Source organism: Corynebacterium sp. HMSC14B06, from assembly GCF_001807075.1.
Classification (GTDB): Bacteria; Actinomycetota; Actinomycetes; order Mycobacteriales; family Mycobacteriaceae; genus Corynebacterium; species Corynebacterium jeikeium_D.
Genome location: NZ_KV787356.1, coordinates 1 through 12,781, shown reverse-complemented (window position 1 = coordinate 12,781; position 12,781 = coordinate 1). Strand labels below are relative to the sequence as shown.

The window sequence follows — 12,781 nt, the reverse complement described above, 5'->3', positions numbered from 1 at the left end:
ACTCGCCTACTTCGCGTCTAGCTTGTTGAGCTTACTAATCGTGTTATCGAACTTGCTGGTCACTACTACTTCAGCAGCGGAACATCCCACAGGTTCAGCTTGGTGCCGATGCCCTTTGCCAGGGCGTTGTCGTAGACATCGGTGGCCCAGGCGACGTCCTCGACTGGCATGCCTCCGATGGAGTAGCAGAAGATTTCCTCGTCGTTCTGGCGACCCGGGGCCTTACCGGAAGCGATATCGCCGATGTTGACAAGCTTCTCGGCGGGAAGAGTGCCCTCTTCCTTCATATCCCACCAGCGGTTACCCGGAATACCGAGCAAGCGCTCATAGGTCACGTCTGGGCCGTTCTCGTTGAACCACTCTTCGTACAGGCCGGTGTAGTCAACGACGAGGTTGCAGTCGTCGGAACGCACGAAGTCGTCGTCGAGGCGTGCAGCGGCCGGCATGAGCAGCAGCGCGCCGGGCTTCAGATACTCCTTCTTGAAGTACGGGAAACCGGACGGGCCATCGGAGGAAGTCGAGGTGCCGGCGATGAGGATGTCGGAGTCGCGGATGGCCTCTTCTTCGGTCTCGACGATACGGACCTCTTCCAGCTGCGGGAACTCGTTCTTAATCCAATCCACAGCCTTCTGGGTCGAAGCCTGGGAGCGGCCCTTGACCTTAACCTTCTTAATGCTCGGACGCTGCGACATAGCGGAGCCGAGAATGGTGCGGCTCATAACACCCGGGCCAATGATGCCAACGACCTCGGCGTCTTCGACGGCAAGGTGCTTGACGCCGACACCCGGAACAGCGCCAGTGCGGTAGGCCGACAGGAGGTTTGCCGACATGACAGCCTTCGGGGCACCCGTAATTGCATCGTTGAGAATGAACAGGTGGATCGAACGTGGCAGGTCGTTCTGGCGGTTATCGGCATTGGAGCCGTACCACTTCACACCTGCGCCGTTGAAGCGACCACCGAGGTAAGCGGGCATTGCCATGAAACGACGGTCAGGGCCATTTGCCGGCATACCCTCATGGATTGGGTTATCCGGGAAGTTGATCTGGGCACCGTGGGAGTTAGCGGAAGCGCCGGCCATCCGGTAGTCGCCGTCGGCCAGCAGAATCAGGGTTTCTTCCATGGTCTCAACACACTTGGCGAAATCCGTGACACCAGCTTCAACCATGTCAGGTTCGCTGAGGTAGAGAAAATCAATGCGAGTTGAGTTTTCTGGGTTGGCAGCGTTTTCGTTAGTCAAGAATGCTCAAATCCTTCTTAATGTTCATCGGCCACCCTATGCGGCGGCTCTGCTTAAGAAATTCCAGATGCATGCTCTCCAGAATCAATCAAATCGCCTCGGCGTGGGCTCTCGAGTCGCCATTTCCGAGGGGTATGGCGTACCACCATACGGAAAAACCACAGCGTAGGGGCGTTTACGCAGTTTTCAGCACGACATTCCCGCTTTACGACGGTCACAGCGACAGTGCCCAATTCCCGTCAATAAGTTGCCCGTAATAACTGCTTCGACATGCACAATTGATACTTATTGAGAACGATTACCGATGTGTGAGTTATTCTCTCATGCATCAATGTTTATGAACTTTGTCACATGTCATTAAGTTGCGACACATTTCTGGTTCAACGGGCGTGATTGCCTGGCGTCCTACCTTCGCAGCATGCCCCATCCGCTCTTGGTGTCCGCCCCCTTGCGGTGTCCCTCGCATCCGTCCCTCGTGTTGTCCCTAGCGCCACCCTCGCACGTATGGCCAATTTCCTGGCACTTATCGATGATTCTCCTTGACTTATCGACGATTTTTCGTCACTTATCGACGGCTGTCCGGCACTTATGCGCACGGTATCCTCCCCACCCTGTCACTTGTCGATGCGCTGTTCACTTATGGCCACGCTATAGCGCATCGACAAGTGAATATTGCATCGATAAGACTGGGGCGGAGAGTGTGCAACTCTACTCGTGCAGGAGTCGCGGCCCTTTTGTGGTGGTGTATGGTTCTGTTCCGAGAAGTGGCCTGGAATCGCGCACAAATTCGTGCCCACATACGCGCGCGTATGTGGGCCCAGGCACCCGCAGCCAGCATGGCCGCAACGAAAAACCGCCTGGCCACATTAACTGTGGTCAGGCGGCATCTAACAAGCTCGTCGGGCGGCCACTAGGAGCAGGGGGGGTGCTCGCTGCGGCCGTCGTAAAGCGAAAACTTTAGCAGTCGTAGTACATTTCGTATTCCTGCGGAGTCGGGCGCAGGCGAACTGGCTCGATCTCGTTTTCGTACTTGTAGTCGATGTAGGTCTGGATGAGGTCCTCGGTGAAGACATCGCCCTCGAGCAGGAACTCGTGGTCATTGCGCAGGGCCTCGAGTGCGGCCTCGAGAGAGGTCGGAGCCTGCGGGATGTCGGCAGCTTCCTCCGGCGGGAGCTCGTAGAGATCCTTGTCGACCGGAGCGTGCGGCTCGATGCGGTTCTTCACGCCGTCCAGTCCGGCCATCATCATGGCAGCGAAGCCAAGGTACGGGTTGCCCGACGGGTCCGGGGCGCGGAACTCGATGCGCTTTGCCTTCGGGTTGGAGCCGGTGATCGGAATGCGAACAGCGGCAGAGCGATTGCGCTGCGAGTAGACCAGGTTGATCGGAGCCTCGAAGCCCTTGACCAGGCGGTGGTAGGAGTTCAGGGTCGGGTTGGTGAAGGCCAGTACCGCACCTGCGTGGTGCAGGATGCCGCCGATGTACCAGCGAGCGATGTCCGACAGTCCTGCGTAACCGGCCTCATCGTGGAACAGCGGCTTGCCGTCCTTCCATAGCGACTGGTGAGCGTGCATGCCCGAGCCGTTGTCGCCAGCCAGCGGCTTCGGCATAAAGGTGACGGACTTGCCCTCTTCCCAGGCGGTGTTCTTGATGATGTACTTGAAGGTCTGCAGGTCGTCTGCAGCGTGCAACATCGTGTTGAACTTGTAGTTGATCTCCTGCTGGCCACCAGTGCCGACCTCGTGGTGGGCGCGCTCCAGGTCGAAGCCGGCGTCAGCGAGCTTCAGGCACATCTTGTCGCGCAGGTCCTGGTAGTGGTCGTACGGAGCGGTAGGGAAGTAGCCGCCCTTAAGACGGGTCTTGTAACCCAGGTTTGCAGAGCCGTCCGGGTTCTGGTCCTTGCCGCGGTTCCACCAGCCTTCGATGGAATCAACTTCGTAGAAGCCGCGGTTGGTGTCGGTCTCGAACTTGACGTTGTCGAAGATGTAAAACTCCGCCTCAGCGCCGAAGAAGCAGGTGTCGGCGATGCCGGTAGAGATGAGGTATTCCTCCGCCTTCTTCGCGACGTTACGCGGGTCGCGGGAGAACGGCTCGAGGGTAAACGGATCGTGGACGAAGAACTTGACGTTCAGGGTCTTTGCCTTGCGGAACGGGGCAATGCGCGCAGTGCTCAGGTCGGGTAGCAGTGCCATGTCGGACTCGTCGATGGAAGTGAAACCACGAATCGAGGAACCGTCGAATGCCAGGCCTTCGGCCATCGCGTCCTCGTCAAATGCGGATGCCGGGATGGTGAAGTGTTGCTCGATGCCGGGAACATCCGTGAAGCGGACGTCTACGAACTCGACGCCCTCTTCCTTGATATACGCGACTACTTCCTCGGGAGTTTTGAAGGACATGTGCGGTCTCCTTAGTTGGCCTTGTTTAGTACGCAGTAGGGAATTCTTGCACGATGTTTCGTGCACCTGCCGCGCTGTCAAGGACTGGCCGGTTGACGCCTTCAAGCTTAACGAACCACGCATTCATTCTGGAATTAGAACCACGAATTTCTGGCATGGTGCGTGAGAAATTCGCCAATACGGAACAGGTTACGCAAATAGGGAGCAGGTTATCTATTTGTGGAAACAAGGCAATACCCTGCGCATTCATGTCACACACGCTTTACGACGCGCCTTTAGCTCCCGTGCTGATAAGAAAATGGAAAAGGCGACGCAACATCGCCCCCGGATTACCCCCGCACGCGCTGAATGGCTGTCCCAGCCCGTGATTTGATAGCCGGATTGCTGCATTAGACTATGAACCCATGGAAGAAAAGCACAGTTGGCTAGATGGCCCTCAGATTCCGGGAGAGTTCGATAATCCGGACAAGCTCTCGGACTATCCCGGCCAGGCATTGGGTCTTGCCCCCGATGGCCCAGGATCGCAAGCGACGTTGATGCGTCGCGTCGGCGGCATTCTCATTGACTGGATTATTTCCTTGATGATTGCCGGCGCTTTTTCGATGTTCTTCGGCCCGAGCGAGGCGCAGATTGACCAGTTCGGGGATTCGTTTATCGCCTGGCAGTCATTCCTTGCGACCTATTCGCCAGTTGTCTTCCTCATTATTGGTACGGTGTCGGTTTGGCTGTTCGCCCGCACTCCGGGCCAGTGGATGATGAAGATGGGTGTCGCTCGCGTGGACAAGCCCGGCGAGCGAGTTGGCTTTGTTCGTGCCTTCTTCCGCAGCTTGCTTACTCTTTTCTTGCTGCCGCCAGCAATCACCGACTCGGATATGCGCGGCATGCACGACCGTGCCACTGGCACGGCCGTCATTTTGGGTTAGCGCTATAGCACCAACACGACCAGGACCTGGGCGAGAATAATCTTCATGATCATGGCCATTGGATACACCGTTGTGTATCCCATTGCCGGCAACTCGTTCTTGGCCTGGTCGTTGACGTATGAGAGCACTGCCGGGTGAGTCTGCAAGCCCGAGAGGATACCCGCAGTTTGGCCGAATGGAATCTTCAGCACACGGTGACCGACAATGAGGGTCAACAGTGCGGAGCTAAACGCGATGATGGCGGCAAGACCCAGAACTGTCAGTGATGCCGGGTCAGACAACGCAGCCTGGAATCCCTTACCGGCAGTGGTGCCGATACCTGCCAGGAACAGTGCTAGACCCATGGTGCGGAACGCCAGGTTGGCCGAGTAGGGGATAGGCCAGACCAACGGGCCAGTGCGACCGACAGCACCCAGAATCAGCGCCACAACCAGTGGACCACCAGCGGACCCCAGGGCGAGCGAGCTGCCGCCCGGAAGCGGAATCTTGATGAGACCCACCAAGACACCCAGCGTAAGCCCAAGGGTGAGGGGCAAGAGGTTGACGTCGGAAAGCTTCTTGTAGGAGTCGCCGAAGAACTTTGTTGCGTCCTTGATTTTCTCTGGCGGTGCAACCACGCGGACGCGATCACCAAGCTCTAGGCGCATGTTTGGCTCTGCGACGATGTCGTGGTCGCCGCGGCGAATACGCGTAATGATTATGCCGTCCATGCGAGTCTGAAGTTCCGCAATGGGTACACCGACCACGTCAGATGCAGAGACGAAGATGCGACGGAAGTCCAGGCGACCGTCGTGTGTCGGATCACCCGGCATAAGCTCGCCAATGTACTCGGCGGCACGAGCAATTTCTTCCTCTGTACCGACGACGGAAATAATATCGCCGACGGAGACAGTGTCACCCGGAGACGGAATGTAGAGGTGGCCCTTGTACTCAATGCGCGAAACCGTGATGTCCAAACCGAACTTCGACGGAAGGTCAGTGATGGAAGGCAGGTCGTCCTTGAGAATCTTGATGTCCCGAGTATGTAGCGGAAGCGCGGCGACACCTGCGTCAATAGCTTCCTGGTCGTGATCGACGCGGAAGACCTTCGACATAATACCGATAGAGGCAATCACTGCCAGCACGCCGATTGGGTAGGCCAGGGAGTAACCAATCACCGGCATATCGTGGGCAGCGGCCAGCTCGCCCTTATCCGAAATGAGGCTAGGAAGAGCATCGACGATTGCGGCCATAGCCGGGGTGTTGGTCAGGGCGCCTGTGAAGGCGCCTGCGCCCTCCACCGGGTCGATAGGCAAAAACTTGATCAGCAAGAAAGACTCGATAGTGACAACTGCGAGCACACCAATGCCGAACAGGTTGTGCTTGATACCGCGCGAGCGTAACGAGCTGAAGAACTCGGGGCCCGCCTCCAACCCGATGGTGTAGACGAATAATGCCAGGCCCACGATGTAAATCAACGGGGAGATTTGAATTTCCGGCTCAATAGTCGCGAGGATAAGGCCGACGAAGAGGACGGCAGCCACGCCAAGCTTGAAGCCGAAGATCTTGATCTGGCCAATTGCCAGGCCAAGAAACAAAATCACTAGAAGCGCTAAGAGTTCATTTTCAGCCAAGAGTTGCACATATCCCATGGTGGCACAACTAGCAGTAATCTTCATTAAGCATTGTTTCCAGCAAGGATACGACCTTTGCTGACAGCGTGATAAGTGAGAGCAATCACTTCAACAAGACATCAATAACTGTGTGTGAAGACATGGCTTTAGGCATCGTTTTAAAGCTTTAAAGCACAAAAAAAAGGGGGCCCGAAAGCCCCTTTTTTCTGCTTCAACCTAGATTGCCCCTCGGCGGGTTGCCCGAGCAACCGACCCTGGTGAAACCTAGCTAAAACCTCTAGTGCTTCTTGCCGCGATTGGCGGCACGGCGCGCACGACGGTTCATGCCGGCCTGTGGGTTAGCGCCCTTCGGCATTGGCCCCTTGGGCATGTTCGCGCGCGCATCGCGAATACGGTCCATCGACTGGATGCGCTCATTCAGAGCGTTGGCCTGATCCTTATTCAGGTTGCGCGGCAAACGCATGAGTTCGCGCTGCAGCTTCTTCGGCGGGACCTGGCCCTCGTCGCTACCAGCAATCATGTCGTAAATCGGCGCTTCGCCCGCAATGCGTGCCAGCGACTTCTTCTCACGAGCAATCATCTGCTTGACGCGGTTCGGATCACCTTCACCGACCAGCACAACACCGGCGTTACCAATAACACGGTGAACAGCATCCATGTGCTGATTAGCGACAACACCGGTCTTGACGTGCCAGACATAGCCAACGCCCTGACGCATATTGTCCAGCGTCCACGCTGCAGCGCCGGCCTGGCCTTCCGCCTCTGTGTAGAAGGACGCCTCAAGACGCTTAGAGAAGATGTACATCGCGACCATAAAGCCGATCGAGATACCAATAATCGTCAGAATCCAGGGCCAGACTCCACCAATGAGCAGACCAAGCAGTAACAGCAGGATAATTGGACCGAAGAAGCCCAGCGCCATGTAAGGCACGAGCTTGTTGTCCCGCGAGCGCTGCAGCTTAAACGCCTGCCACATCTGGCTACGAGTCTGCTTACGCTGAGCGCGCTTGGCGGCGCGGTTCGCCTTCTTCATTTCTTTCGCATCATTGGTCGCCATAATCACCAACTTTAGGGCATGCGATGTAGTTTTAGGCAATAGACCGCGCCGTAGCGCCGTTTCGCTTTACGACGGCGCTGCGGCCGTCAGCCTCTAGGAAGCCGGAATAGCCGAAGTGACTGGCGTATCCTCCGATGCGCCATAGCGGTCAAGCAGAGTCGAGGCTTCCTGAAGTGCGAGGTTGTTGTCGTTTTCGTCGGCAAGCGCGGACAGATGCGCAGGCAGCTCCTGACCGCGGTGCGCCAGTGCGCGGGCGTAGAGCCGTCCAGCGCGGTAGGAAGAGCGGACCAGCGGGCCGGACATGACGCCGGCAAAGCCCATCTCTTCAGCGGTCTTGGAGAGTTTGACGAACTCCTCCGGCTTAACCCAACGTTCAATTGGATGGTGCAGTGGAGTGGGGCGGAGGTACTGAGTGATTGTCAGAATATCGCAGCCGGCATCGTGCAAATCTTGCATAGCGGAGATGATCTCGTCGTAGGATTCGCCCATGCCCAGGATGAGGTTGGACTTGGTAACTAGCCCAGCTTCGCGAGCGCGAGTGATGAGTTCCAAGGAACGCTCGTAGCGGAATGCGGGACGGATGCGCTTGAAGATACGCGGCACCGTTTCCACGTTGTGGGCGAAAACCTCGGGCTTGGCGTCGAATACCTGCTGTGCTGCAGATTCGTCGCCACGGAAGTCATCGACAAGGAGCTCGACTCCGGTATTCGGGTTGAGTTCGTGGATCTGACGGCAGGTCTCAGCGTAGAGCCAGGATGCACCGTCGGGCAGATCGTCGCGGGCGACACCGGTGATAGTGGCGTAACGAAGACCCATCTCGCGGACGGATTCCGCAACACGACGCGGCTCATCCTTATCCAATGGGTCGGGCTTGGCTGAGTTAATCTGGCAGAAGTCGCAGCGGCGGGTGCACTTATCGCCGCCGATGAGGAAGGTGGCCTCGCGGTCTTCCCAACATTCGTGAATGTTCGGGCAGCCAGCCTCCTGACAGACCGTGTGCAAAGAGGCACCCGAGACACGGTTTTTCATGTCCTTGTAGCTGGGGCCCGGACGAACCTGGTTGCGAATCCACCGGGGCTTGTTCTCGATAGGGGTCTCGGCATTTCGTGCCTCGACGCGCAGTAACTTACGTCCTTCTGGCTTAACAGTCACAGTTTCATCCTACTCTTTTGTTGATGAGTACTCGAATATGCCGGTGGTGGAGTTGTGCTTCACCCGGTGTGGCAGGTCCTTCGTGGGGTCGGGCGCGGAGCCGAAGGAATGGTCGGCAACGGTCAAACGGCCTTCCAAAGCATCTTGCAAATCTGCCAGAAGCGACTCTGTCATCTCTGACACGCTAACATCTCGGTCAAGCTCCCGGGATAGGGTGGTCACTCCAGCGTCGGAGATGCCACACGGGATGATGTAGTTGTAGAACTCCATAGAGTTGTCGCAGTTCAGACTGAGTCCGTGCATGGTTACACCATGGGTCACGCGGATTCCCAGTGCCGCAATCTTTCGGTCGCTCAGTCCGTTTGATGCGGGAACCCATACCCCCGAGCGGCCATCGATGCGGCCAGCAGCCGCGATGCCGGCTCGGCGAACGGTTTGAATGAGGGCTTCTTCCAGTCTGCGGACGTAGTCCACCACATCGACCGGCTGAGCGAGCTTGATGATGGGATACATCACAAGCTGGCCCGGGCCGTGCCAGGTGATGCGGCCACCGCGGTCGACATCGACGACCGGCAACCCATTGGTAGGACGGTCCTCCGGCTGGGTGCGCTTTCCTGCTGTGTAAAGACTCGGGTGCTCAAGCACGAGAACCTGATCTGGAATTAGGTCTTTCGCACGCTTGGCAGCAAGGTCTGCCTGTAGGTGCCAGGTCTCTTCGTAGTCGACAAGGCCGAGATGTTGAATCTCGATGTCGGAGCTTGATTCCCGAATGGATTTATCTGCGCGAGTAAAAGGTTTTCTTGGGGCAGTCATGGTGGCCTATAGGATACGCCGAAATTCTGTAGGCCTCAGATTACTTGTTACTTGGATAGCGCCAAACTTACTTGGATAGCGCCAGACGTAAAAATACCCCGGTGGTCACTAGAAAGTGACCGCCGGGGTAAAAGTGGCGTGCTTTTGTGGGCTTAGCCGAAGACGACGCGGAGGATGGAAACGGTGATTGCCGAGATACCTGCAGCGGCCGGAAGGGTAATAACCCAGGCCAAACCAATCGGCTTCATCAGGTTCCAGTTAGCGGCACGGTTAACGATACCGACACCGAGAACGGCACCAATCAGAATGTGGGTGGAGGAAACCGGCAGACCCAGCAGGGAAGCAATCATAACGACCACAGCAGCGGAAAGCTCTGCGGCAAAACCCGATGCTGGGTGAATCTCAGTCAGGCCGGATCCGACGGTCTTGATAACGAAGCGGCCGATAAACCACAGACCGGAGATGAGAGCGACACCCATGGTGGTCATGACTGCCAGCGGGACGCCGGACTCGGAAGAGATCTCGTTGGTACGGAGAACATCCAGAATTGCCACGAACGGGCCAAGCGCGTTAGCGATGTCGTTCGAGCCGTGGGAGAAAGCGAACGCAGCAGCGGTGAAGACCTGCATCCAGCTGAACAGCAGGAAGGTGGAACGATCCAAATCCTGACGCTTCAAAGTACGCGCGAAGATGTAAACGGCAAGCCACACTGCGGTGGCGATCATGCCCATAATCAGGAAGTTGTCCAGGCTGGAAAGCCCTAGGTGAAGGTTCTTCAGACCCTTGAACAGCATCATCGCGGAGATGACAATAGAGCCCAGGGCTGCTAGACCCGGAACCCAAGCTTCCAGCGCACGGTGAGCGCGGACATCATCAACCTTGGATTCGATGTGGACGAGCTTGCGGAAGTACTCAGACTCCAGGTCATCCGGAGTCCAGTCGTTGTCACGCATCGTCGTAGCGTCGCGAAGCATCGCGTTGGTGTACGAGATCTGATCGTGCTCAGGGAGCTTTTCGAAGTCGTCGCGGTGCTGCGCCTTGAGGTCCGCCTTTTCCTGGTGGATGGCCTGCAGCTGCTTGGAAGCCTTGTCGTTGTAGACGAGAATCGAGTTCTTAATGCCGCCGAACAGGAGGAACGCGACCAAACCGCCGAGGAGCGGAGAGAGGACCCAGGAAACGGCGATCTGACCAATCTGATCCCACTGGACCATGCTCCAGCCACCCTTGCCGGTGATGAAACCGACCGTCAGTGCGGCACCGACGATACCGCCGACGATGGAGTGGGTAGTGGAGACTGGCCAACCCATGCGGGTGGCAACGAGGAGCCACACTGCCGCGCCGAGAAGCGCGGACATCATGATGAAGGCGAACTCCATCGGGTCCAAACCGTGGATTGCGTTCAGGTCCACAATGCCGGAACGGACGGTGTCAGTAACCTCGCCACCAGCGAGGACGGCGCCCGAAACCTCAAAGACTGAAGCGACAACAAGCGCCTGCTTCATGCTCAGGGTGCCGGCACCGACTGAAGTACCGAAGGAGTTAGCAACGTCGTTACCGCCGATGTTGAACGCCATGAAGACGGCGAACGCGATGGTAATCAGAAGGATTGCCGTATTTGCCTGCGGGCCCACAAAGTCATAAGCCCAGAAGACAAAAATTACGATGTTGATTGCGAGAAGCCCGCCGAAGAAGAGGTGCCACCACTTATCTGAGGAGCTCGATTGCTCAGATGATGTGGTCCCGGTCGACGAACTAGTATTCGCTGGAGCCGAGGACATGCTCCACCTTTCTAAGTTACGTACAGAGAGCAAAAATAGGCACGCCAAAGAAGCCTGCTGTCTAATGATTTCTTAGATTGGTAAAGGCTAATTGCTAACTAGGTGACGGCGAGGTTAACAAATAATGAATTTAATTATCGCTATCTTCAGCTCTCGTCGGTGTAGCTGAAAGCGATAGCCGGAACTGTGTGCGGGGGTGTGTGGTGTTCTCGCATTTCGGCAGGACAAAAAGTATGCGCATTTGCTACTTGCAGCTTTGCTTTCGGTTCGACCCTCCCGCTGTCTGCTAATGGCTTAACGGCGCAATAACAGCACGTTAATTCTTTGTGCCGATGGAGCCTTTGCTAGCTATGTGTGGCTACGTGAAATCTGAGCACTAGCCAAGAATAGGGGGCCTGCGCATTTGAAGGAATCGCTGATTAGGTTCAACTGCGGGACGAATGCGGCAAAAGAAATACCCGCGTCAGCCGCAAAGTGCGACTAACGCGGGCAGGGAAGAGGCAGAACCTCCTGCTAGCAAGCCAGCTAGATTCCCGCGGCGCTACTACCCCAGGAGGGGAGCAAGCTGCTTAGAGCTGCAGATCCGATTCGAAGTTAGCAACCTCGAGGCGGTCAACAACGGTCGTCATGAAGCGACCTGCATCAGCGCCGTCGATCAGGCGGTGATCGTAGGTAATTGGCAGGAAGACCATGGCGCGAATACCAATGGCATCTGCCTCATTCTCGGTGACGACTACTGCGCGCTTCTTAATCGCGCCGGTGCCGACCATTGCGGCCTGCGGCGGAACCAGAATCGGAGTGTCGGTCAGAGCGCCCTCGGAGCCGATGTTGGTAATGGTGAAGGTGCCGCCGGACAGGTCGTTCGGGGTCAGCTTGTTGTTGCGAGCGCGGTCTGCGATGTCCGCAATAGCAGCAGCCAGCTCCGGCAGGGACATATCCTGAGCGTTGTGGATGACCGGGGAGAGCAAACCACGCTCGGTATCGACAGCGATACCCAGGTTGACCTGCTCGTGGTAGGTAATCTCCTTGGTCTCTTCGTTCCAGGAAGCGTTGACGTTCGGGTGGCTGACCAGAGCCTCAACGATTGCCTTTGCAAAGAATGGCAGGAAGGTCAGCTTTGCGCCGTGCTTCTTCTCGAACTCAGCCTTCTTAGTAGCGCGCAAATCCCAGATGGCAGTCATATCGGCCTCGTGGACCTGGGTCAGCTGTGCGGAAGTCTGCAGAGACTCGAGGGTCTTGGCAGCGGTGATCTCGCGGATGCGGTTGACACGCTGGGTGGTGCCGCGCAGCTCAGCGAGCTCAGGGCGAACGCCCTTGGTGGACCAGTTGGAGCCGGACTCAGCAGTAGTCTCCTGGCCGCCCTCGGCAGCGCGCAGAACATCCTGCTTACGAATGCGGCCGCCGATTCCAGAGCCCTCGACCTTAGTCAGGTCAACGCCGTGCTTGTCAGCCAGCTTGCGGACCAGCGGGGTGACGTAAGGAACGTCCTTGTTAGCGGAAGGCTTGGATTCAGCCTTCGGAGCCTCAGCCTTCGGAGTCTCCTTCTTCGGCTCTTCCTTCTTTGGCTCCGGCTTGGACTCTGCCTTTGGCTCTTCCTTCTTTGGCTCCGGCTTGGATTCAGCCTTTGGAGCTTCCTTCTTCGGTGCAGCCTTCTTTGGCTGGCCACTGCCAACGCGAGCGATGACCTCGCCGACGTCAACGGTGTCGTCTTCGTCGTAGAGGACCTCGAGCAGGGTGCCTGCGACTGGGGAAGGAATTTCGGTGTCGACCTTGTCGGTGGAAACCTCGAGCAACGGTTCGTCGACCTCGACGG

General features: G+C 57.1%; 9 protein-coding genes. 1 reads left to right on the top strand and 8 read right to left on the bottom strand.

Features of this window, described 5'->3' with window-relative positions; all coding sequences use genetic code 11:
• Positions 1-65 precede the first annotated feature (65 nt).
• Positions 66-1,238 carry an ornithine cyclodeaminase family protein gene (locus HMPREF3130_RS00970; RefSeq protein WP_049170206.1) on the bottom strand — a complete coding sequence of 391 codons (1,173 nt, stop codon included), beginning with the start codon at positions 1,236-1,238 and terminating at the stop codon, positions 66-68.
• Between the two features lie 957 nt (positions 1,239-2,195).
• Complete coding sequence (glnA, locus tag HMPREF3130_RS00965; protein WP_070429138.1) at positions 2,196-3,632, bottom strand: type I glutamate--ammonia ligase; 1,437 nt, start codon at positions 3,630-3,632, stop codon at positions 2,196-2,198.
• A gap of 404 nt (positions 3,633-4,036) precedes the next feature.
• Between glnA and HMPREF3130_RS00960 the strand changes: the two genes are divergently transcribed.
• A complete protein-coding gene (locus HMPREF3130_RS00960; protein ID WP_016423046.1) occupies positions 4,037-4,555 on the top strand; it encodes an RDD family protein in 519 nt (172 codons plus the stop codon).
• 2 nt (positions 4,556-4,557) lie between these two features.
• Here the strand turns inward: HMPREF3130_RS00960 and HMPREF3130_RS00955 are convergent, their stop codons facing one another.
• The 6 genes from HMPREF3130_RS00955 to sucB all read right to left on the bottom strand — a co-directional run.
• Positions 4,558-6,177 (bottom strand): aspartate:alanine exchanger family transporter, encoded by a 1,620-nt coding sequence (locus HMPREF3130_RS00955; protein ID WP_172954657.1) that lies wholly within the window; start codon positions 6,175-6,177, stop codon positions 4,558-4,560.
• 268 nt (positions 6,178-6,445) lie between these two features.
• Entirely contained in the window at positions 6,446-7,225 is a 780-nt protein-coding gene (locus HMPREF3130_RS00950) for a DUF4191 domain-containing protein (protein WP_069359204.1), read from the bottom strand.
• A gap of 93 nt (positions 7,226-7,318) precedes the next feature.
• On the bottom strand, positions 7,319-8,377 hold the full coding sequence (gene lipA / locus HMPREF3130_RS00945) for a lipoyl synthase (RefSeq protein ID WP_069359203.1): 1,059 nt from the start codon (positions 8,375-8,377) through the stop codon (positions 7,319-7,321).
• Positions 8,378-8,386: 9 nt separating this feature from the next.
• Entirely contained in the window at positions 8,387-9,190 is an 804-nt protein-coding gene (lipB, locus tag HMPREF3130_RS00940) for a lipoyl(octanoyl) transferase LipB (RefSeq protein ID WP_048732570.1), read from the bottom strand.
• A gap of 152 nt (positions 9,191-9,342) precedes the next feature.
• Positions 9,343-10,968 (bottom strand): inorganic phosphate transporter, encoded by a 1,626-nt coding sequence (locus HMPREF3130_RS00935; RefSeq protein ID WP_016423042.1) that lies wholly within the window; start codon positions 10,966-10,968, stop codon positions 9,343-9,345.
• A 569-nt stretch (positions 10,969-11,537) separates the two neighbouring features.
• Positions 11,538-12,781 (bottom strand): 2-oxoglutarate dehydrogenase, E2 component, dihydrolipoamide succinyltransferase (gene sucB / locus HMPREF3130_RS00930; RefSeq protein ID WP_070429137.1); only part of this gene is annotated, 1,244 nt, incomplete at its 5' end.